Consider the following 21,168-nt stretch of genomic DNA (forward strand, 5'->3'; position numbering starts at 1 on the left):
TGTCCAGCGTTCCACCTGTGATCGTCGCTCCTAGCACGCTGCCCACGGTGGACAACGTCCCTGCTGTAATCGTCGCGCCCAGCACGCTGCCTACGGTGGACAACGTCCCCGCTGTGATCGTCGCGCCCAGCACGCTCTCCACGGTCGACAGCGTCCCTGCTGTAATCGTCGTCCCTAGTATGCTGCTAATCGTACCGTCGAGCATGATGTTGAGTAGATTGCCGCTTGTATTGGTAGCAAGTGCTTGAGACTGCTCCGTTGCGTCGCGGCCGAAGATTAACGTTCGGAGATTTTCAGGATTAGGGTTGAACGATGAGAAGTTTGGCATGGTTTCGTCATCACCTTTTTTATCACAATATATTAGACTTCCTACCGCACAAGCTGAGCCTGATAATAGACGCTAAGAACCGCAGTCTGCCCGGGCTCTGTTGTGCACACCGCTACCCTGGTATACTTCAGGAACTTGGATGGCACGATAACCTCCGTCTCACCAGGTGCTACAATACCTTCCACATCGAGCGCATAGTCCGTGCCGTTAGGGGTAATCTCGAGCTTCACCCGAACTGGATGCTGGCCAGTATTAATAACGGCGTAGGAGTATACGGCAGCCCGGGATGTATCTTGGGCAGGCAGCGGAAGCAGCTGGTCAGTCACCGGAACGCGCAAGAATACCTTCTCCTGATATAGCTCAGGCAGGCGACACTTCCTTACATGGCGCCTCTTGCATCTGCTCCAGCTCCGCCCCCTCTTCTTCAAGCTGCGGCTGCGGTGCGGCTTGTGTCTCCTTGGAGCGCATCGTCGCGCCTTGTTCCCCATACCATCTTCCCCTTAGACACGCCGTAGAGGTGTCCATGCTGCGTTAGTGTATGAGCGACGTAAGGGAATGGCAACGGCAGATGTCACTCCTCTCCTTCAACCTAATTCTAGAGCTCCTCCATCCTACCCCATACCGCGGGGCCGCGAGGGGCATATCCTATGTCTATACCATGTCCCACAGGGACGAAGAGGTGTGTGCCCTTGACCAATCAGAACGTCTTCAATAATGAGAATACCCCCCTCTACGTACAATCGACCTCCTCCTACCTCTCCCCAGAGGTGGTCTCGCCGCCTGAAGGCTCCGCTGCTCGTAATGGGCGGCTCTTCATGACAACTAGCGCAAGTACGAGCGTCGGTGCCGGTTCCAGTCTGCTCGTACAGATTACGAATCCCTCAGCAAGCGGTCGTACCTTGTATATCTCTCGGATCTCAGGTGGTGTAAGCGCGGCAGCCACCTTCAACCTCTACTCAGGCGGTACGGTATCCGGCGGCACGACACCAACTCCGTTCAACACGCAGCTAGGCAGCTCTGTTACTAGCATCGCAACCGCTAGAGTGGCTACGGGGAGTGTGACGGGGAGCCCTACGGTTTTTACAACGGTGATTGTAGCTGCTGGTATGTTCACCTTCGACTTCACAGGAGCCATTATCGTCCCCGAGACGCGCGTCCTGACCTTCTCCATCGGTACCGGCTCCTTAACCGCTGCCGCGAACATTACGTGGTGGGAGGCGTAGACGGTTATGCCGAATCAGTCGATCTTCCATAACAGCAACCAGTTCCTCTACAGTGACGCGACGAATACGTATACGAGTCCAGAGACCATCGCGCCTCCTACCCAAGATGCATCGGTCAACGGACTATCTTACATGGCTTCAGCCTCCAACACCGGCTCACTCGGTATTCTAGGAGGCACAATTATTGTCTCATTGCAGCTTAGCAATCCAGCAGCAAGCGGCCGCAGGCTCTATATAACCTCCTTCGAGGGGAGCATTGATATCTCGTTGAGCGTGCTGTCGAGCTTCTCCGGCACTTCCGCCATCGTGAGCGGTGGCAGCTTGTCCTTGCCCGCAGCAGTTACAGCCAGGAATCTCAGGCTAGGCAGCAGTACAGCCAGTGTGGTTACAGCTAGGTCATCCATATCAGCGGTATCCGGCGGCACGACCTTCATGACCTACCCGCTGCAGCCTGCCTCGTTCCGACTTGAGTATCCGAGCAGCATTATTGTACCGGAAGGGCAAGCGGTGACGCTTACCGTGAGCGGGTCCCTCAGCATTCTCGGTTCCCTTAGCACCTATGCCAGCATCACATGGTGGGAGGCCGCCGTCTAGGCTGGTGGGTTGGGTTGGGTTGGGTTGGGTTGTTAGAATTATTGCTCCTCACCTAACTCTAGTGATGAGTTCAGATTCCCGCTCCTCGGCCATATGGTGCACTAATGCACCTTATGGACCTCTCAATCTCCCGCTCCTCGCCATCCTGGTGCACTAATGCACCTTATGGACCTCTCAACCTCCCGCTCCTCCCCATTCTGGTGCACTAATGCACCATATGGACCTCTCATCCTCCCGCTCCTCGGCCATATGGTGCACTAATGCACCTTATGGACCTCTCATCCTCCCGCTCCTCGGCCATATGGTGCACTTCTGACCCTATTGCCGCTTGCCCGCGTTCGCAGGTTGCCGAAGGCGCGGCTGCCGGATAGGTTCAGTTCCTCCCATCCCCTCCCCTCCCCACAAAAAACAAAAGGTGCCCCCAAAGCCACAGGCTTCGGGAGCACCACACATACTCACACATACTAAAACTTACTAATACTTACTCACATTCATATACTTACAGCTGCTGCTCGATGTCTCCGGCGATATCCTCCGGATTCACCGTGGATTCGTAGCGCTTCACGACGCGGCCGGTGCGGTCAACGAGGAACTTCGAGAAGTTCCACTTGATGCCGTTGCCCTCCATAATATGAGGCAGCTTCTCACTCAGGAAGCTGTTCATCCGCTGTCCGCTCGGCGTGTCCGTGTCGAAGCCTGCGAACGGCGCCTGCTCCGTCAAGTACTGGAATAGCGGATGCGCCGTCTCACCGCGCACATCCGTCTTCGCGAAGAGCGGGAACTTCACTCCGTAGTTGATCTCGCAGAACGATTCCACTTCCTCGTTCGTACCTGGCTCCTGCTCGCCGAACTGATTGCTCGGGAAGCCAAGAATCTCCAGTCCCTGCCCCTTGTACTGCTCATACAGCTTCTGCAGCTCGGTGTACTGCGGCGTGAAGCCGCACTTGCTTGCCGTGTTCACGATGAGGAGCACCTTACCCTCGTACTGCTTCAAGCTCTGCTCTTCGCCTCGAATCGTCGTTGCCTTGTAATCATAGACGGACATTCAGATCCACTCCTCTGTTATAGTCTACCTTCATTTACTCATTCACTCACAGCTCACACTACACGCGCTACAATACACAAGCTACACGCGCTGCTCAAGCGAATCCCCATCCTGCTCCTGAGTCTCATACACGCACCTCATCTACTCATGAGATTCGTACACATACCTCATCTACTCATGAGATCCGTACATATACCCCATCTACTCATGAGGTCCGTACCCATACCTCTTCTACTCCTGAGACTCATGCACGTACCTCGTCAGCTCCTGAAGCTGCGTGCGAAGCGCAACCGTCTGCTCCGCAGACATGCCCAGCTTGCAGAACAGCATCTCAGGCAAGTCCAGCACTTGCTCTCTCAGCTCCCTGCCCTGCTCGGTCAGCTGCACCCGAACGCTCCGTTCATCCTTCGCATCCCGCAACCGCCGTACATAGCCCATACCTTCCAGCTTCTTCAGCAGCGGGGTCAGCGTCCCGGAATCCAGATACAGCTTCTCACCGAGCACCTTCACCGGCACATCGTCCTGCTCCCAGAGCACGAGCAGCGTCACATATTGCGTATACGTGATGCCCAGCTTGTCCAGGTAAGGCCGATACAGCCTCGTAACCTCCCGTGCGGTAGCATAGAGCGAGAAGCACAGCTGATGCTCCAGACGCAGAAGCTCTTCTCGATCCATCTCCATCTAAGCTGCCACCTCTATCAATTTAATTGCATACAACCTACATCCCATATGAAAACAAATCTACCACACCAGCCGCAGCCCCGTCAATCGGCCCGACACTAGACCACCCAAGCCGGCTGCTCTCAGCTCCCATCCGGGCCGATACCAGCTCCAGCTCCAGCTTCAGCGCCAGCACTAGCTTCAGCCTCCGCAGTGCCTAGCCGAGCCGGAGCTGTACGGGCACTGCCATCAGCTGTGCCCTGGCGTCCCGCACTAGCACTAGCACCGCCATCAGCTGTGCCCTGGCGTCCCGCGCTAGCACGAGCACCGCCATCAGCTGTGCCCTGGCGTCCCGCCTTAGCACTAGCACCGCCCTCAACAGTGCCCTGGCGTCCCGCCTTAGCACTAGCTCTGACCTCGGCAGATGCCTCCCGACCCGTTCCCCCTCTTGCCTCAGCTGCCGCCGAGGTCCGCCGAGCCTTCGCCGAGCCCATGCGAGCCGGCTCCGCCTTCCTTGCACTCGTCTTCCCCCTGCTCCTGAGCCTTCCGGTCAGCCACTCCGTGAACAGCTCGTAATCCTGTTCCACCTGCTCCGCATAGGCGAGCGCCCAGCCAGCAATCGAGCGGCTGAACGTCTCCGCATCATCGCCCATCGCTTGCACGATCTCATGCTCGCTGTGATAGCCGAGTATGCCCTTCTCCACATCGGCGTCCGCCCTTGCATGCAGCTTAGCGGTCAGCTTGCCCATGCTGCTGACGACCGAATGCAGATCGCCGGTGGATTCGAGGGATTCTAGTTTTAGCCTTTTTTTGTAAGGGGAACGCTCTCGAACGTAATAGTCACGGCCGTCTATCGACAAGTACCCTAGATACGGATCCGCCTCGTGGTGCATCGCTTGCTGCGTCATGACGACCCGCTTGCCCTGATGGCCGAATGCCTGCCAGAAGCTCTCATCATACTTCATGAAGTAGGCGGGCACGGGAACCCGCACCTCCTTCACCTCCAGCACGACATCATCCGCTCCCAGATCGTCCGCACCGGCTTCAATTAATACATAATAGCGGTCGAGCCCGATGGACGCCGTTCCGGAGCCATGCTTCACCGCTATATCCTTCATGCCGAAGTGCCGCAGCTCCTCTGCGTCATCGGCCTGTACACTTGCGAGGTATTGCGGCCAAGCCTCAGCAAGCGCCTCTTGCTCCGCCTGTGAGGGAGTCGTAATCTCCTCCGTCTCCGCGAACTGCCGGTGCTCCTGCACGAGCGCCGTCACCTTCTCCAGCAGATGCTGGTCCCTTCGCTTCTGCAGCTTGCGAAGCAGCTTCTTCACTGGTCCCTCCGCATGCTCGGCATCCATCTGGAACGAAGCGGGATCATCCTTACCCCTCGCGAATCGCCTCATCTGCCGCCAATAGCTGTGCAGATATTCCTCCATCACATCCTGCTGACTGCTGACAGGCAGCTCCTTCATCCGTGCGACTAACGCGATGCTCACCGACATCCGCAGCAGATCGTAGAGGTAGGAGCCAAGATACCCCTCATCGAAGTCGTTCACATCGTACACGAGCGCCCCTCGCGCGCTGCGGAATGCGCCGAAGTTCTCGAAGTGCAGGTCGCCCTGAATCCAGGTCGGGCGCTCGGCCGGCGTGTGATAGGGGAACCATTCCCTCGTCACATCGAAGTAGAATAGATAAGCGCTTCCTCGGTAGAAGGAGAACGGACCAGCGGCCATCTTCCGATACTTCTCCGCCCGCTTCCCCTCGCCAAGGCCCATCAGCTTGCCGTCAAATTCCTCGAACACCGCTCGCAGCGTTCCCTTGCGCAGCTTGCGCTGCGTCAGCTTCACCCGTTCAGTCAGCTTCTCATTCATCGGTCCTCGCCTCTCTTCCTAATCCGCTCTCTGCAGCCTAATATAGTCGCTGACCATCGCGAGCCGCCAAGGCACGATCATGCCGAAGGCCAGCAGATAGAACAGCGCGCCCGTCTGCGGCACGCTCATGTAACTCTCTACCACTGGATGCAGTGCCAGCCTTACGGCGAACAGTACAATAATGATGGCGATGAACGCCTTCGAGCGCCGCACGTAGATATCCTTGTGCACCCGCTCCAGCCGCGTCGTGACGATGAGCGGGAAGGAGAAGATGAGCAGGCCGGTGCCGAAGGCGGACAAGCCCCACAGCCAAGGAATGTGCGTCATCGGTACGGCGAACATGATGAAGCCGGTGGCCATGCCTAGCGGGGGTATGATGATTTTGCGAAGCGTGGTCGGCTTCTTCCCTGCCCTTATTCGAATGGCGATTAAGCCTATGCCTGCCAGGATAGATATGATCATGGATAAGATCTGAATCGTTGATGTGGACAGCAGCAGCTTGCTCTACCTCCAATGGTGCACCTCGATCGGCGCCCTGAATGTTCCAATCTTGTCCATCGTACTGCATTCGCCTCACGACTGCAAACGACAGCAAGCAGCCTCCGAGAAGACCACTCTATCCACATCTAGACCGCGAATTGCGGCTGCGGGGCAGGCTTGCCGAAGTAATACCCTTGGAACCACTCGTAGCCCATGTCCTGCAGACAAGCGAGATCCTCTGCATCCTCGACCCCTTCCGCTAACGATCGGGCATTCTTCTCCTGCGTCATTCGCAGCACCGCCTTGGCGACCGCCTGCTTATCCTTGTCCCGGCTCACGCCACGCGTGAACTCGATGGCCAGCTTGACGATATCCGGCTCCAGCTCCGCCAGCACCTCCAGGCTGTTGAAGCCTGTACCGACATCATCCAGCGCATAGCGGAAGCCCGATTCTCTATAATAGTTCAGGATCGACTTCAAGTGGCTCAGATTGTTCACCTCGGCGCTCTCCACCACCTCGAAGATGATGGAGGAAGGATCAAGGCCCAGTTCATTCACGATGGCCACCGTCGATTGCAGGCAGTGATAGGGATTATAGATGGAGGTAGGCAGGAAGTTAATGAAGGCCATGAATCCTTGCACCGCCGCCGCATTGCGGACTGCCGCCAGCCGGCATGCCCGATCCAGCGCGAACAGCCGGTTCCTTATCTTAGCTGCTTCGAACAAGCGGGCAGGCGGGATGAGGCTCCCATCCTCTGCACAGCCTCTGGAGAGCAGCTCGAATCCGATTAACTCAGGGTGACTGCGACTGCCCGTACCGCTCACGATTGGCTGGTAATGGGTCTGGATGCCAGGTCTGCGAATAATCTCGTCGATCCAATGGGCGCTCCGCTGCTCCTGGAACTCATGAATGGGACGGTGCTCTAGCTTGTTAGGGTGTGCGGGTACCTTAGGAGCAACTGCCGCGAAGATATGGGAGGTGTCCAGGTGCGCCACCGCGTAGTCAAGCATATCGTTGAAAATCTCCTCACAAACCCAGTAAACACGCTCCGACAGCCTCAGCCACTTCTCGGAAGAATATTCAAGTAAGTATTGGTCCATGAACGGGATGGACACCTGCGGTCCGAATTCCACATGGTATCCCATATCTGGTACCAAGCAATTTGCACAATGATCCATTGTCATAGCAGAGATCCCCTTATGTTGCAGCATGAGTAGTCATACCAGTATTTTACTGGCTAACTTCAAGGTAAGGCAATCTTTGTTTGGATGAATCTATGCGCAGCTATGCACCGCTGAGAGGATCTATACCATTCTCAACAAATAATTATCTGAATATTTACAATATTTAAATAATGGTGTATACTAGGCTTATCACTAACAGAGAGGGGATAGTCCAATGGGCTAGGTTAGCGAAGCGTATCTCACTATTGGGGAAAGGAGCAAACCTCAGAGAACTTCGAGATATGCGGGGAACAGATGAAGGGTTGATGACGTCGGACACGAAGGATGATCCGCTTAACCAAAATTTACTTAAACACTGAGATCGAGATTGGGTAACCAGGCAAGACCAGTTGTTAGAATGGAGCGTTAGATTCAATTGAATAGTCGAGTTGAAATGTAGGGATTCTGGTTGTCACAGACAAGCAGAATCCCTATTTTATGTGCGCTTGGGCGGGGTCATCGCGTATGAAAAAAAAGACAGCCTGCTGGAGGCTGCCCTTCGTGCCTTGCCTATCTTATTGATCGTCTTCCCGCTCGTCCATTCGATCTTCCATCTGTTCCTGGCGGTATTCCTTGACCGGCGAATCCAGCTGGCGATCTTCGCGCTCGTCAATGATGTCCTCCTGCTGCTCCTGCTTCATCTCCTGCTTCGCCTCTTCATTATTACAGCCCATCAACATCGTGAACAGACCTAGCAAGACGAGCAGCTTGTATACGGCTCCTTTATTTTTCATCGTCCTACCCCCTTTTGCTTATGTTGGGGATTAGGATTTGTTTTGGTTGTTATTTTTATGCAAAAATACAGCAACTTCTTCCCTTCAGACACGTTATACGGTTGTAAAGGAATTATCCTGATGGAGAGGAGGGGGCAGTTAATTGGGTAGACATTTCTTTCATATTTCAACTTGTATCTTTTGTATTCTGTTTCCTATTTTAAGTTTTCTTTATTTTCTATGGGACTCCAATCAGCCTAAGACAGGAGTCGTCCGTGAATTCAACCTAGAGGCCAATCTCCCTTTCCTATTCCCAGTAGCTATTTGCTTCCTGTTAGGTGTAGGCGGACTGCCCCGAGCGATTAAGCGCTATAGAGAAGCTAAGCAAAATTATAGTGAGTAATAGATTAGACTTCCTTCAGTTAGTATGAACCGATGCAGACTCTCTCACCTCGCCGGAGCGGTCTATGCCCTCTACCAAGTAGCTTCCGTGAGCTTCTGCGGGAAGCTCTGCGAACCATAACGAATAGCCATTATAGGCTTCCTTAATGAATTGAGCGGCCGCTTCATTTCCCTGCTCATCCGTTACCTTCACTTGTGTCACATAGGGATTCACGACCATACCGTAAGCAAGAGGCTGTACTTCATCTTTCATATATCCAGAAGTAAGCCCTAACCCTCTCTTCCCTTCTTGCATGTCTGCATATTGTTCTGCTGTAATTAGTGAAATGCTCTGTTCCCCTCCCTGCTCCCACTCCCAACCTTTGTCTGTCCTATGAACATATCCTGCCCTCCAGTTCATATCGTGCTTGGTTGTATAGAACTCATTCATGAACACTAACACCTTATCCGTACCGATTGTCTCCTTGTACAGAATAAATCTCCGATCAGCATCCTTGCTCGGAATAATAGCATTCAAATCATTGTTCGTGAGCATGCTTGCTGCTTGCTGCTGTTCTTGCGATGGGAGTGGTAGAACCACTATTCCCGCTGTAATAATGGTTGCTGTAATAGCCGCAGGAATCCACCATCTCTTTATCACTTTCCGCTTCCCTCCTTCAGCTGTTCGCTGTTTAATCTTGCTCATCTGCTCCCAGCTCGGAGATGCTTCATATGGGCCTTGTTTCAACCGTTCTTCCCACTTCGGGTTGCTCATGCTTCATTCTCCTCCATGGCTTTTTTCATTGTGGCCCTTGCCCGATGAAGCCTTGACTTAACCGTTCCTTCTACGATGCCCAGGAACTCTGCCATCTCACTTATGGATAATCCGTATCGAATATCCAGCACAATGACTTCTCTATGCTTCTCGGGAAGCGAGAGCAGATGTTGCCAGATGACATCTACCTGTGTATTTGCTATAGCAACATGTTCAGCAGAAGCTGCTCTTAGAGTTGGCTTCACTGCAGCAACAGGGAGTACCCTTCGAAAAAACGCTGATCGCTTATAATTAATGACAAGATTGCGACAGATGCGGAGCAGCCATGTCTTAACGCTCGATTCGCCTCGAAATTGCCCCAACGATAAAAAGGCATTCACAAACGTATCTTGCGCAAGATCGTCCGCTACATCATGCTTCTTCGTTAAGATGTAAGCATAGTTCCATATATCCTTCCAATATCGCATAATTAGAGTCTCCATCTCCGAAGGCCCAATGTTGTTCATATACTGAAGATAATGATCTTCCTCCACCTGATGTAACACCTCCAATAAATAGACAAGATAGGAAGGGATAAGTTCCATTCATTCCATCTATTATGTAAGATTGGTATATCATCTAATCTAACTGCATGAGGAAAAGGCTGCCGACATCGACAGCCTTCCTGTTCATCTGTATACGTGCAACTCATCGGGAAATGGTATGAATGTTAGGCTTGGACTGCTCATGACGAGCTCTGCCTAGCAGTGCACGGCCGAGCATCCATATGCTGAGCCCTGTCCCCCATAGTATGAGGGCTGATCCCAGACCAACGATGGTCATGTAAGCATTAATGTCATTTTCACCTAGCGTAAGCATCTCGGGCACCAGCAACCAAGTGAGCAGAGGCAGAATGCAGAGAAGGATGCCCGTATAGTAGTAGAGATTAACCTTGAACAGCGGAGCTAGCGGCAGGAAGTGCAATCCAACAATGGCAGCTGCAATGAGCGGGATTAGCTCAGGATGCTTGGTTGCATTACAGATCGCCACGGTGACAGCAATGGCAATTCCCTCTGCCGCGAAGATAAGGTTGAACTTGAGACGCATTCGCTTGTCTGCCATAGGCCCTGCCACTGGACCCCGATCAGACAGCTGCCTTGATGCACGAATAAGCGTAATTCCCCCTGCGATAAGAGTTACTCCGACGAGGAGTGCTATAATCATTAGCCATGGTGAACCCCAGCCTTGCAGCCCCATTACACCCGTATAGGACCACAGGGTTCCGAATCCACCCATGAACAGCACCCCTGATGCCGTTCCTCTCACAGCAGATCCCGGAACCGGCCCTGAATAATTTGACATACTGACCAACTCCTTTATAGTTTTTTGCTGGGATGAAGGCTTGAATCCACTGTCAAAAACAATCGTTATTCCGAAGGGATCAATCGTTCGAATATAATCTCATATTCCGCTGGCTTACCATGGCTATCATAATGGGTTGGAAGCACCTGAACGAGTCTCCAGCCATCTTGCGCGTACTTCTCAATCGTCTCCCGATGGGTTGCTTGCCGGAGGAATCCGCCTAACGAAGTTTCCACATATTTATACTCATACATATTGAATCCACCTCTCTAATTAAGCTGTCACTGATCATGGAAGGTTCTGAAAGAAGTTATCCATGATATTCTGGTACCACTGGTACATGAACACACTAACGAGGATAACAGCGCACGCAGCAGAAGGAAGCTTCCTCAGCTTAATTGCCTTGTGGAAAAAGAGGTAGACTATGATGTAACCTGCTACTGCTACCGAGCCTATGAGGAATAGGAAGAAGAGAATGTCGGACATTGTGCGCTCACCATCCGGATTATTAGTTGCGATCGGTAAAGAACCAAATGACTTTGTCCATGAAGAGTCCTGCTAAGGTGATTAAGAAACCTAGAATGACTATGTAGAACTCCCCACCATAAAGTCTGATTCCCTCTTCTCCTTGTATGTAGATCCCCAGCAGCATAATGGCTATGCCGAAGAGCATCGTTTTAACCGAACGTTCCATCTTCTTGCCCTCCACGTTATAAATCTAGCGATAATCGAATCATGTCGATGACTTGTATGCCATTCTCATAGATGGGTTCATCATAATGCCGTATGAAAAAATCCCTGTCGACTCCCGTTATTCGGAAGCCGCACTTCTGATAGAGAGCAAGCTGTCCGACTCCGGAGTTACCTGTTCCTATTTCTATCGTTTTATTGCCTAGCAGCCTTGCATTCTGGATGGCGTGTCTCACTAACTGTTTACCAACACCTTGCCCTTGATGGCGTTCATCCACGGCGACATTCACAATCTCGGCTGTCCCAGGCCTTGTTCGAATGAGCACGTACACCCCTATTATGGTGCCAGCAACATCTGCTACATAACACTCTCCATACCGCAGGTATTCTTCCACCAGCTTCCGGGAAGGGTCAGCCAGCAGCAGCAGGTCCATCGGTGCTCCTTCTGCTGGGCCTAGCCTTCTTATATTCATATACAGCGCTCTCCTTCTAAGGCTCAATTGAGACTAGCTTCGGCCTTTTTTGCCACCTGCGCTTCTCATATTCCATATAATACTCGTTATTCACCTGAATTAATTTGCTCATTACGGTCGGTATGCTAACGGTCGTTACCCGTCCGCTTAGATTTTTTACTATAATCGTATTCGCGTTCACATCAGACACCGTGGCAACTTCTCCAGTGTACGTGGTGCTAGAGGCTCCGACAATAACGGAATATACGATAATAGTAACCGCTAATGTCATGAGCCATCTCCATTTTTTCATCCAGTTGTACACGATGTTCCTCCCCTAGGAATTCTCTAGTCCAATAGCTGCGCACACACTAATCGACCACATGGTTAAGGCGAAGAAGGTGCTGCTCCAGAATAACTGTGCTCCATAGCGTCTCTTGCGAACAATGTTCTCTATGGCTTTGAGTAGTACGACAATGAATACAAAGCTGAATATCGGAACGAGAAATAACGCACTAAAGAAAAATACAACCATTCAATGTCCCTCCGCAGTAAAAGCTAACTTCCAAATAACTCCACTAATAAGACGTATAGAAATAAATTAAGTTGCGACCGATGAACACACCAAAAAGGAAGGCCCTCTGCAGGATAGGCAACTTCACCTTCTGCAACAGAACCTTCCTATGGTTACTTAGCCATTATTTATTTTTCAATAAGGTTATGGATGACCTGAGCAGCTTCCGCACGGGTTGCAAGACCAGCAGGAACGAACAGCGATTCAGATCGCCCCTTCATGAGGCCGGCACCCACGCTGAGCTCCACCGCTTCCTTCGCCCACGAGCTAATCTCGCCGAGGTCGGAGAAGGTAATAGCTGCCGGAGAGGCCGTCTTGCCAAGCACCTCTTCGTACACGCGGGTCATCATGACCGCAATCTCCTCACGGCTGATCGGAGCAGATGGTTCGAACGACTCCTCGCTCTTGCCTTCCACGATGCCCGCTTCATAGACGGATGCTACCACCGAAGCGTACCAGCTGCCAACTGCTACGTCGCTGAACGGCGCTGGCGCAGCAGCCGGCTTCAGCTTAAGGTACTTCGCCAGCAGAGCAGCGAACTCAGCACGTGTGACATCCCGCTCAGGTGCATACTTCGTCTCACTCACGCCCTGCACAACACCGCGCTTCACAAGCTCGCGAATAACACCGTATGCCCAGTACTTCTCACTAACATCCTCGAAGGACTTCACATCTGCCGGAATATTCGTAACACGACCATGCAGTGAAGAGGTAATCTCTCCGCCCTTGAACGTCTTCACAATATAGTTGTAGAAGGCATCCAGGTCGTTCACCGTAGAGATCTCCACATCGGTGCCTTGCGTCAGCACCTTGTAGTTATCACCGCCGGCAGCCATGAAGTTGTTCACGACTACCGTATACTTGGCCGAATCCTCAATCTTCGTACCGTCTTCCTTGGTTAGTGCCGTCACACGCTCTTCCACAGGCTTATTGAAGTCCGCCGTGTACTTCAGCCCGCTAATCTGCAGCGTCTTCGTATCCGGCGTCCCATCTGCCTTGACCGCCCACTGCTGCTGGAGCAGCGTGCGCACTTGCGCACCAGTCAAGGTCATCTTCACAAGCGTGTTGCCAAAAGGCTGGATCTTCGCCAAGTCCGAGAACTTGACGTCGCCCTTCGGAAGATCATTGCGGATCCCGCCCGGGTTCATGAAGGAGAAATCTGTCTTCATGTTGTCCTTCATCGCATCGGCAATCAGATTGCCGAGCGCATTCTCTTCATTGTAGGCATTCTCGCGAAGGATGGCTGCCTTCGTTGTGCCGACTGGCTGCTTAAGCACCGGGAACTTGTCCAAGTACTTGTTCACGAGCGCTTCCACCTCAGCATTCGGCTTCACGCCTTCCTGCTTCACGTCGACGATATCGGCCGACTTGCGTACAATATCGCCGGTATCCTTGTCCACCTGCAGCTCAATGTCAGCGAACGCCGTTCCGTAGGAGTAAGCTTGCACAATCAGCTTGTTGTCCACGGTCGTATTCACCTTGGCATGATTGTCCCCAGCGAAGATAACGTCGACTTCGTCGTCCACCGCATTCGCGAGGTCTATGGCTTCACCGGTAGCTGCGCCCGTCGTTGCGTTCACACTAGCCGGGTCATGCGCGAGCACGACAATGGCCTTCACGCCTTGGGCTTGCAGTTCCTTCACCGCCGCGTTAACGACTGGCGCCTGCTCCACCAGCTTCACACCCTTCAGCGAAGCCGGAGATACCTTCGACACCGTCGCCATCGTCACGACGCCGATGAAGCCAACCTTCACGCCGCCAACTTCCTTCACCACATAAGGCTTGAACAACGGCTTGCCGGTGTCGGCATCCACTGCATTGGCATTCACATGCGGGAAGTCCGCGCCATCATGCACAACCTCAGGCTTCAAGGGATCCTTGCCGCCCTCCAGCTGCGCTCTCAGTGCACCGAGTCCATAGTCGAACTCGTGATTCCCGATGGAACCGACATCGAACTTCAGCAGATTCAAGTATTCAATCGTTGGCTTGTCCCGCTCCATAGACGATACAGGAGCGCTTGCTCCTACGGAGTCACCATTATGGACAAGCAGCGTATTCGGGTTCTCTGCTTCGCGCTGCATGAGATAAGTGGCCAGATATGCCGCACCGCCGACATTGCCCGCACCGAAGTTGGACGTGGTGTCTAACTGTCCATGGAAGTCGTTGATGCCAAGAATCTGAACATTCACGGTGTTAGCCGGCTTCAGGCTGAGCGAGTAGACCGCGAAGCCTTTGTCATCTGTCTTGCCCGTGGACTTGATGCGCGGCGACAGGTTGAGGTACTTCTCCCCCGCCGGCGCACTTGTGAACGTCACATTCGCCGATCCGCTAACCGGAGCGAATGACCAGTTGTCGTCGGCACCAGGATTAATGGTCTTCTGCTGCGCGATATAGTCCATGAGCACCTGACGGTTCTCATCCGCGGAGTCAACGACCAGCTCGGAGCCCTTCACGCCTGGGAAGTTGCCGCCGCCGCTCACGCGGTAGTTGTTGCTCACGACAATGAACTCCTGCTTCGGATCGATTGCCTTGCCGCCGAACTGATGGTTCACGATTCGACTGGAAGCCGCGTCATTCACCGTACCGTCAGCCTTATACTTCGCCGGCTTCGTCACGTCAATCTGGTACGTCACCCCGTCAATGACGTCATAGTTATACACGGCGAAGGCAGGATTGAGCAGCGGCTGCTCGCTTGTCTTCGCTGCATCAATCTGGTTGAACGCACCAGCTGACATCTCGAGCCATTCCTTCACGGTAGCACCCGTCACCTTGATTGCCTTCAGCGTATTGTCATACAGGTACAAGTCGCTTGCACCTTTTATCGCAATAGGTCCCTTGGCAATATCCGTATACTCCGATGGTCCATTACGGCCAGCCTTGAACGGCGCTCCTACAGACAAGATCGGCAGATCCTTGTACTTCGGTACGTTCGTCTTCACATAGTTCTCTACATACCACTTCTGTGCATTCGTCACGATCTGAATGGATGGGTCATCCTGCACAAGTGCAAAATAACTATATATAGGAGCAGTCGTCTCCCCAATTCCTTCGTTCGCATACTTGATTGTGCTCGCATGCTCAGATGCTACGGCCTTCACAACCGCAGGATCCGCCTCGACGAGAGACGTCTTGGTCACACTGTCGTAGATCGCCTTCGTCGAGGACTGGGAATCCGATACGCTCCAGTCAGAGCCTGACCCAACCACGGTCAGGTCAATCAGGCCAAGGTTCGCACCACCGAAGCCAGCCTGCACCGCGGCTACTCCGTTAATCGTGCCCTTGGCATTGTCGATGCCAGGAAGCGGCTTGCCGCTGCTGTCCTTGAAGGAGAGGTCGAGAGTTGTCTCACTCGCAGCAGGAAATACCTTGTGTGTATGCGAGAATGTGATGGCATCAATGCCGTCTACTTCGCTGAGCGGCAGGACAGCATTCTCAGCTAGGGTGTCTGCCTTCGCACTCTTGTCGAATCCGGTATGCGCCACTGCGACGATGATATCCGCACCCGCCTTCTCCATCTCAGGGACGAACTTCTTGGCCGTTGCCGCGATGTCCTTGGTAATAACCTTCCCATCCAGATGCGCCTTGTCCCACTCCATAATCTGCGGAGTTACGAGTCCGAGGATACCAATCTGAATCGTCTGGTCCTGACCGTTCTCATCCTTCACCTTCTTATCCATCAGCAGATAAGGCTTGTACTTATTCACGTCATTGTTAGGATTGCTATCGTTGTCATCCTTATAGATATTGGCATTCACGTACGGGAACTTGGCTCCTGCCGTCGCGCGGTCCAGGAAGTCCAGGCCGTAGTTGAATTCATGATTGCCGTAAGTAGCGACGTCATAGCCCATCAGATTCATAGCCTTGTAGACGGGATGAATGCTGCCTGCAGCCTTCAGCCCATCCACCTTCGCCATATAAGTGCCGAGTGGAGTACCTTGAATGAGATCTCCGTTATCAATAAGGACGGTGTTCTTCGCTTCCTCTCTAGCTTGCTTCACTAGAGTTGCAGTCTTCACTAGACCCACGTTCAGCGCCTTTGTGTCTTTATAATAATCATAATCCATGAGGCTCGTATGAACATCCGTCGTCTCCATCAGTCTGAGCTTGACCGTGCTTGTTACTGCTGCGGCAGCTTCAGGCGTACTGGAGATGGGGCCGAAGCCTAGCAGGCTTTGCAAGAGTAGGGCGCTTGCCGCTGCAGCCGAGATGGCCGTCTTCCTCTTGTTCATTCTCTTCGTTCTACTCATCGGAGTGTATTCCACCTTTCTTGTTCCTGAAGTCATCGTTCTGTCGGACAAGCTCTAAGTATAGAGAGTTAATGTCAATTCTAGCGGGTGATTGGATGAAGGTATTGTAAATCTGCGTGAAAATTCTGAAATCTAATGACAAACCACCGACTACATGATGGTAGAGTTCATAGAAACGTATTTAGAACTATAGCACCGGAGGTGGCTTTGTCAACTTATCTCACGCAAGATAGGACTTTACTAGGAGGGAAATGGGACTGGGGAATTAAGTACCTTGCAGAATAGTTCTGAAAGACAATGAATGGACTATTTTATGAAGTTTATAAGCTTAATAATCCATCTGCCAACTAAATAAAGTGTCGCCAGTGCAACAAAAGTAATAATAAGAGTTACTGTTAAAGACCCCCCTGCAGCTTGTAAACCGTATTCTGATGCGTAGAAGCCCTGTTCGAATTTCCCCCTGCGTTGATATTCAAGATATGTATACCCAACACCTATCACCAATAGATGAATTACTAACGAAAATAATAGAGCATGTACGATAGATTTCATTTTTGTTTGTACCCCTTCACTGTAAATCCATACAGTTTTAGAATGAGAGATAGCTTACTAATTGGATATTTTACCCACTATATGGTCAAGTTACAAGAGAGAGCCAACAACTAAACTAGAAGGACATTGAACTTAGCCAAAGGTTATCTTACATGCTCAGCAATTCTACCCTTTACACCCCACATCCCACCTATCGGGAAAATCCTCTATGCCACTGCAGGCATATCCCATATACTATGTCATATAAGTTAACACGTACGTATCTGTAGCGGAGGTGTCGGCCGATGTCGGTCATATCAAAAGCCATCCACATCCTAGATCTGCTCGTCCCGCATGGGATGGAGAAGGAGCTTAGCGTTACGGAGATCAGCAAGGAGCTGGACATGCCGGTGCAGAGCGTTCACCGCATCCTCTCGTCCTTGTGCAGCCACGGGTTCGTCTCGCAGAATACGAAGTCGAAGAAGTATAAGCTCGGCCTCTCGCTCATGAAGTACGGCTTCCTCATGTGGGATAGCCTCATGCTGCGCTCCGTCGCGCGACCCTACATGCAGGAGCTGTCAGCCAATACGAAGGAGACAGTCTACCTCGCCACACGCGAGAACGATGAAGGGGTCTATATTGACTCCATTGACTCTCCGCAGATTCTGAAGATCTCCGAACCGATCGGCCTTCGCCTCCCCCTCTACATCGGCGCCTCCAACCGCGTCATCCTCGCCTATCTCCCGCAGAAGATCCAAGATCAGCTGCTGAAGCCGGTCAACTGGAGCAAGACACCGTCGCTTAAGCCGCTATGCTACGAAGAGATTAAGACCGACCTGGAACAGATACGCGCACAAGGATACTCGGTCACGACTGGAGAGGCTACCGAAGGAACAACGGGCATTGCTGCACCTATTTTCTCCTACGAGAGCACCGTCATTGGATCCATTAACGTAGCTGGGCCGGAGATGCGCTTCACGCCTGATCACATCCAGAAGTACAGCTACTATGTGCGCAAGTATGCTGACCTGATTTCTAAGGAGCTTGGCTATCGGGACCGATATCGGGTGAGTAACTAGCTGAATATTAATTTCTGAATCTTCTCACTATTCGGGATGTGGCCATTCTATTGCCGGGATCTGTCCTTATAATGTGAAGTAATATCACACCGCGGCATCGCCAAGCAGTGATGACCGTGAATATAAGGTGAGAGGGAGAGAATTCCGGATGAATATGAGAGTCGCCAGCACCGTTAAGCACCCCTTGGAGCCGCTGTCTGCGGCCGAGATTGCCCTTGCTGTAAGCACACTTAAGGACCAGCAGAAGCTGACCTCCTCCGATCGATTCATCTCCGTCATGCTTCGCGAACCTCGGAAGGCAGAGGTACTCGCCTACAGCAGCAGCACGAGGAGGCCAATCGAGCGGGAAGCCGCGATCGTCATTCTCAATAATGCGGATAACGCTTGTTATGAAGCGATCGTCTCCATAACTAACGAGTCGGTCGTCTCTTGGAAGCATGTGCCCGGCGTGCAGCCGACCTTCTTGCTCGAAGAGCATGCCGAATGCGAAGCGGCGGTGAAGGCAAGCCCTCTGTTCCTTGAAGCTCTGACGGAGCTGGGAATAGAAGATATTAGCCTCGTCATGGTCGACTGCTGGTCGGCAGGCAACTTCGGCAGCGAGGAGGAGCAGACTCGGCGGCTAGCCAGACCGCTCTGCTTCCTGCGAAGCGATCCGGCTGACAACGGTTATGCCCGCCCGCTCGGCCTGGTGCCAATCGTCGATCTGAACAGCAAGGAAGTGCTCCGCGTGGAGAAGTATCCTTATGCGGTCATTGCGAGTGAGCCGGCCAACTACACGGCTGAGCGCGTGACGGAGAAGCGAGCCGGTCTGAAGCCGGTGGAGATTACGCAGCCCGAAGGGCCGAGCTTCGAGGTGAACGGTCACGAAGTCAGCTGGCAGAAGTGGAACTTCCGCATCGGCTTCAATTCGCGGGAGGGTCTCGTCCTCCACACGGTGAGTTATGAAGACGAAGGCCGCCAGCGCCCTATCCTCTACCGCGCCTCCCTATCCGAGATGGTGGTGCCTTACGGTGATCCGGGTCCGACGCAGAACCGGAAGAATGCTTTTGACAGCGGGGAGTATGGCATTGGGCAATTGGCGAATTCGCTGGAGCTCGGGTGCGACTGCGTCGGATACATTCGGTACTTCGATGCGGCGCTAACGAATAGCAAGGGTGATCCTGTCATCATCAAGAATGCAATCTGCATGCACGAAGAAGATTATGGAATTATGTGGAAGCACACCGACTGGCGGACGAATGAGGTCGAGGTGCGGCGCTCGCGCAGGCTGGTGGTGTCTTCGATCTCGACGGTCGCTAATTACGAGTACGGCTTCTTCTGGTACCTGTACCAGGATGGCAACATTGAGTTCCAGGTTAAGCTGACGGGCATCCTGTCGGTTGGCGGGCTGGCGGAAGGCGAGCAGCCGCTCTATGGCACGATGATTACCCCCGAATTATACGCCCCGAACCATCAGCACTTCTTCAACGTAAGGCTCGATCTGCAGATCGACGGAACGGACAATTCGGTCTATGAGGTGGATACGGTAGCAGCTCCGCTCGGACCGGACAATCCGATGAGCAACGCCTTCATGGCGAAGTCGACGCTGCTCGCGAGCGAGCAGGAAGCGATTCGGGACCTGAAGCTGGAGTCGGCGCGCTACTGGAAGTTCGTCAATGATAACGTGAAGAATCGGATGGGGCAGTCGGTGGGGTACAAGATCGTTCCGGGTGAAAATTGCTTCCCATTCGCCTCGCCCGAGTCCAGCCTCATGAAGCGTGCCGGCTTCATTAAGCATCACCTATGGGTGACGCCTTACGACGAGAGCGAGATGTTCGCGGCCGGGGATTATCCGAACCAGAGCGCTGGCGGGGACGGCCTGGAGAAGTGGACGTCGGCCGACCGCTCCGTGGCCAACACGGACATCGTCGTCTGGTACACAATGGGGCACAACCACATTCCGCGGCCAGAGGATTGGCCGGTTATGCCGGCGGGCTATACGGGCTTCCACCTGAAGCCGGTCGGGTTCTTCACTCAGTCCCCTGCGATCGACCTGCCGGTATCGACGAAGAAGGCGGCTACGGCCTGCTGTTCGGGGTCCAGTGAGGGCCACGGCTGATGGAGGGGGTGGCCGGAGCGGCCGAGACGGCGGAATGGCGCTCGGACCGCGAAGCTCCGGGTGCGATTAGCGGGAGAGTAGGCAGCAAGAAGCTGACGCTGCAAGCGGCGATCCCCCTCCTGCTCACGGTGCTCGTGCATGGTATTCATATGCTGCTCATTCCCGCTCTGCTCGGTATGAGCAGTATGGGGATGAGCGGGATTGGGATGCAGGGCCATCATCATCATCCGGGGATGGTAATGCAGGAAGGGAGTGCTGGGGGTGCAGGAGCTGGGAGCGGTGCGGTAGCTGGGAACAGTGTGGCGGAAGGCGGCAGCCGAGACGGCGTTGCAGCGGGCAGCATCGGAATCGGCATCCATGTCGAAGGCAGCTCAGGCAGCTATTACGTTGACGGTACCTACGAAGGAGCAGCAACCGGGAACAGCGCATCTGCGACACAGGGTAGCTCTACTAATAGCAGTGACTATGCCGAAGAGTCTAGCTCGCTTACGAGTACCTGGCTGCAATGTCTCCCTCTCGGGCTGTTCATCCTGAACGGAGCAGCCATCGTCTATGCCAGCCTCCTCATGTGGAAGGCTTGGCGAATGAAGCAGCCCGGTATCCACACTGTGCTGTGCAGAGTCACATCCACCCTGTCGCTCGGCATTGGCATACTGTCGGGAGCGGCATTGTTATAGGTCTTGAGAGAGATGAGATAATGGAGGCGGATGGTCAATGAGGGACTACTGGGGAAGCGGAAGTGCGGTTCGCAGGTATGCGAATGAAGAAGTTCATCTAAGAGGTGTTGTTAGCAAAAGCGCCACAACAAGCCAGTCCCGAAGCGGGGCTGGCCTCAGGTCTGTCAAAATGAAGGCGTTAATAGCTCT

21 protein-coding genes and 1 pseudogene are annotated in these 21,168 nt (G+C 53.2%); 5 read left to right on the forward strand and 17 right to left on the reverse strand.

Annotated features, from left to right (window positions below; genetic code table 11):
• Positions 1-328 (reverse strand): annotated as a pseudogene (locus ACFO9Q_RS21580) (hypothetical protein); the annotation flags it as partial.
• Positions 329-369: 41 nt separating this feature from the next.
• Complete coding sequence (locus tag ACFO9Q_RS21585; RefSeq protein WP_379185654.1) at positions 370-666, reverse strand: DUF6385 domain-containing protein; 297 nt, start codon at positions 664-666, stop codon at positions 370-372.
• 351 nt (positions 667-1,017) lie between these two features.
• On the opposite strand from ACFO9Q_RS21585, the gene ACFO9Q_RS21590 reads away from it, so the two are divergent.
• Together ACFO9Q_RS21590 and ACFO9Q_RS21595 are read left to right on the forward strand one after the other, a co-directional pair.
• Complete coding sequence (locus ACFO9Q_RS21590; RefSeq protein WP_379185655.1) at positions 1,018-1,551, forward strand: hypothetical protein; 534 nt, start codon at positions 1,018-1,020, stop codon at positions 1,549-1,551.
• Between the two features lie 6 nt (positions 1,552-1,557).
• A complete protein-coding gene (locus ACFO9Q_RS21595) occupies positions 1,558-2,145 on the forward strand; it encodes a hypothetical protein (protein WP_379185656.1) in 588 nt (195 codons plus the stop codon).
• 499 nt (positions 2,146-2,644) lie between these two features.
• Here the strand turns inward: ACFO9Q_RS21595 and ACFO9Q_RS21600 are convergent, their stop codons facing one another.
• From ACFO9Q_RS21600 to ACFO9Q_RS21670, 15 genes are all read right to left on the reverse strand, one after another.
• Positions 2,645-3,190 carry a glutathione peroxidase gene (locus ACFO9Q_RS21600; protein WP_379185657.1) on the reverse strand — a complete coding sequence of 182 codons (546 nt, stop codon included), beginning with the start codon at positions 3,188-3,190 and terminating at the stop codon, positions 2,645-2,647.
• Between the two features lie 231 nt (positions 3,191-3,421).
• Complete coding sequence (locus ACFO9Q_RS21605) at positions 3,422-3,865, reverse strand: MarR family winged helix-turn-helix transcriptional regulator (protein WP_379185712.1); 444 nt, start codon at positions 3,863-3,865, stop codon at positions 3,422-3,424.
• Positions 3,866-3,993: 128 nt separating this feature from the next.
• Positions 3,994-5,718, reverse strand: a complete 1,725-nt coding sequence (locus ACFO9Q_RS21610; protein WP_379185658.1) for a DUF2252 family protein — start codon at positions 5,716-5,718, stop codon at positions 3,994-3,996.
• Positions 5,719-5,736: 18 nt separating this feature from the next.
• Positions 5,737-6,180, reverse strand: coding sequence for a CcdC family protein (locus ACFO9Q_RS21615; protein ID WP_379185659.1), 444 nt, complete (start codon positions 6,178-6,180; stop codon positions 5,737-5,739).
• Between the two features lie 164 nt (positions 6,181-6,344).
• Positions 6,345-7,382: an EAL domain-containing protein gene (locus tag ACFO9Q_RS21620; protein WP_379185660.1), complete on the reverse strand. Its 1,038-nt coding sequence runs from the start codon at positions 7,380-7,382 to the stop codon at positions 6,345-6,347.
• Positions 7,383-7,936: 554 nt separating this feature from the next.
• Positions 7,937-8,155 carry a hypothetical protein gene (locus ACFO9Q_RS21625; protein ID WP_379185661.1) on the reverse strand — a complete coding sequence of 73 codons (219 nt, stop codon included), beginning with the start codon at positions 8,153-8,155 and terminating at the stop codon, positions 7,937-7,939.
• A gap of 397 nt (positions 8,156-8,552) precedes the next feature.
• Positions 8,553-9,290, reverse strand: coding sequence for a hypothetical protein (locus tag ACFO9Q_RS21630; protein WP_379185662.1), 738 nt, complete (start codon positions 9,288-9,290; stop codon positions 8,553-8,555).
• Complete coding sequence (locus tag ACFO9Q_RS21635; protein ID WP_379185663.1) at positions 9,287-9,823, reverse strand: RNA polymerase sigma factor; 537 nt, start codon at positions 9,821-9,823, stop codon at positions 9,287-9,289. The genes ACFO9Q_RS21630 and ACFO9Q_RS21635 overlap by 4 nt, the downstream gene beginning before the upstream one ends.
• Positions 9,824-9,977: 154 nt before the next feature.
• Complete coding sequence (locus ACFO9Q_RS21640; RefSeq protein ID WP_379185664.1) at positions 9,978-10,631, reverse strand: DUF7010 family protein; 654 nt, start codon at positions 10,629-10,631, stop codon at positions 9,978-9,980.
• Between the two features lie 65 nt (positions 10,632-10,696).
• A complete protein-coding gene (locus ACFO9Q_RS21645) occupies positions 10,697-10,885 on the reverse strand; it encodes a DUF4177 domain-containing protein (protein WP_379185665.1) in 189 nt (62 codons plus the stop codon).
• Between the two features lie 254 nt (positions 10,886-11,139).
• Entirely contained in the window at positions 11,140-11,325 is a 186-nt protein-coding gene (locus ACFO9Q_RS21650; RefSeq protein WP_379185666.1) for a hypothetical protein, read from the reverse strand.
• A 16-nt stretch (positions 11,326-11,341) separates the two neighbouring features.
• Entirely contained in the window at positions 11,342-11,794 is a 453-nt protein-coding gene (locus tag ACFO9Q_RS21655) for a GNAT family N-acetyltransferase (protein WP_379185667.1), read from the reverse strand.
• A gap of 16 nt (positions 11,795-11,810) precedes the next feature.
• A complete protein-coding gene (locus ACFO9Q_RS21660) occupies positions 11,811-12,098 on the reverse strand; it encodes a hypothetical protein (RefSeq protein ID WP_379185668.1) in 288 nt (95 codons plus the stop codon).
• Positions 12,099-12,475: 377 nt separating this feature from the next.
• Positions 12,476-16,594 carry a bifunctional 2',3'-cyclic-nucleotide 2'-phosphodiesterase/3'-nucleotidase gene (locus ACFO9Q_RS21665; RefSeq protein WP_379185669.1) on the reverse strand — a complete coding sequence of 1,373 codons (4,119 nt, stop codon included), beginning with the start codon at positions 16,592-16,594 and terminating at the stop codon, positions 12,476-12,478.
• Between the two features lie 306 nt (positions 16,595-16,900).
• Positions 16,901-17,146, reverse strand: a complete 246-nt coding sequence (locus ACFO9Q_RS21670) for a hypothetical protein (protein ID WP_379185670.1) — start codon at positions 17,144-17,146, stop codon at positions 16,901-16,903.
• A 284-nt stretch (positions 17,147-17,430) separates the two neighbouring features.
• On the opposite strand from ACFO9Q_RS21670, the gene ACFO9Q_RS21675 reads away from it, so the two are divergent.
• The 3 genes from ACFO9Q_RS21675 (at position 17,431) to ACFO9Q_RS21685 (ending at position 20,979) form a co-directional block, all read left to right on the forward strand.
• Positions 17,431-18,204 (forward strand): IclR family transcriptional regulator, encoded by a 774-nt coding sequence (locus ACFO9Q_RS21675; protein ID WP_379185671.1) that lies wholly within the window; start codon positions 17,431-17,433, stop codon positions 18,202-18,204.
• A 148-nt stretch (positions 18,205-18,352) separates the two neighbouring features.
• The gene (locus ACFO9Q_RS21680) at positions 18,353-20,302 is read left to right on the forward strand and encodes a primary-amine oxidase (RefSeq protein WP_379185672.1); all 1,950 of its coding nucleotides are present in this window, start codon (positions 18,353-18,355) and stop codon (positions 20,300-20,302) included.
• A complete protein-coding gene (locus ACFO9Q_RS21685) occupies positions 20,302-20,979 on the forward strand; it encodes a hypothetical protein (RefSeq protein ID WP_379185673.1) in 678 nt (225 codons plus the stop codon). Before ACFO9Q_RS21680 ends, ACFO9Q_RS21685 begins: the two co-directional genes overlap by 1 nt.
• Positions 20,980-21,168: the final 189 nt, after the last annotated feature.

Origin of the sequence: Paenibacillus sp. GCM10023252 (assembly GCF_042653305.1) — a bacterium.
GTDB lineage: Bacteria > Bacillota > Bacilli > Paenibacillales > Paenibacillaceae > Pristimantibacillus.

Bases quoted from the DNA above. Each gene is read 5' to 3' on its own strand.
- ACFO9Q_RS21630 (WP_379185662.1), bottom strand. From the start codon at position 9,290: ATGAGCAACCCGAAGTGGGAAGAACGGTTGAAACAAGGCCCATATGAA.
- ACFO9Q_RS21605 (WP_379185712.1), bottom strand. From the start codon at position 3,865: ATGGATCGAGAAGAGCTTCTGCGTCTGGAGCATCAGCTGTGCTTCTCG.
- ACFO9Q_RS21650 (WP_379185666.1), bottom strand. From the start codon at position 11,325: ATGGAACGTTCGGTTAAAACGATGCTCTTCGGCATAGCCATTATGCTG.
- ACFO9Q_RS21665 (WP_379185669.1), bottom strand. From the start codon at position 16,594: ATGAGTAGAACGAAGAGAATGAACAAGAGGAAGACGGCCATCTCGGCT.
- ACFO9Q_RS21645 (WP_379185665.1), bottom strand. From the start codon at position 10,885: ATGTATGAGTATAAATATGTGGAAACTTCGTTAGGCGGATTCCTCCGG.
- ACFO9Q_RS21625 (WP_379185661.1), bottom strand. From the start codon at position 8,155: ATGAAAAATAAAGGAGCCGTATACAAGCTGCTCGTCTTGCTAGGTCTG.
- ACFO9Q_RS21680 (WP_379185672.1), top strand. From the start codon at position 18,353: ATGAATATGAGAGTCGCCAGCACCGTTAAGCACCCCTTGGAGCCGCTG.
- ACFO9Q_RS21595 (WP_379185656.1), top strand. From the start codon at position 1,558: ATGCCGAATCAGTCGATCTTCCATAACAGCAACCAGTTCCTCTACAGT.
- ACFO9Q_RS21675 (WP_379185671.1), top strand. From the start codon at position 17,431: ATGTCGGTCATATCAAAAGCCATCCACATCCTAGATCTGCTCGTCCCG.
- ACFO9Q_RS21615 (WP_379185659.1), bottom strand. From the start codon at position 6,180: ATGATCATATCTATCCTGGCAGGCATAGGCTTAATCGCCATTCGAATA.
- ACFO9Q_RS21640 (WP_379185664.1), bottom strand. From the start codon at position 10,631: ATGTCAAATTATTCAGGGCCGGTTCCGGGATCTGCTGTGAGAGGAACG.
- ACFO9Q_RS21685 (WP_379185673.1), top strand. From the start codon at position 20,302: ATGGAGGGGGTGGCCGGAGCGGCCGAGACGGCGGAATGGCGCTCGGAC.
- ACFO9Q_RS21600 (WP_379185657.1), bottom strand. From the start codon at position 3,190: ATGTCCGTCTATGATTACAAGGCAACGACGATTCGAGGCGAAGAGCAG.
- ACFO9Q_RS21655 (WP_379185667.1), bottom strand. From the start codon at position 11,794: ATGAATATAAGAAGGCTAGGCCCAGCAGAAGGAGCACCGATGGACCTG.
- ACFO9Q_RS21620 (WP_379185660.1), bottom strand. From the start codon at position 7,382: ATGACAATGGATCATTGTGCAAATTGCTTGGTACCAGATATGGGATAC.
- ACFO9Q_RS21610 (WP_379185658.1), bottom strand. From the start codon at position 5,718: ATGAATGAGAAGCTGACTGAACGGGTGAAGCTGACGCAGCGCAAGCTG.
- ACFO9Q_RS21670 (WP_379185670.1), bottom strand. From the start codon at position 17,146: ATGAAATCTATCGTACATGCTCTATTATTTTCGTTAGTAATTCATCTA.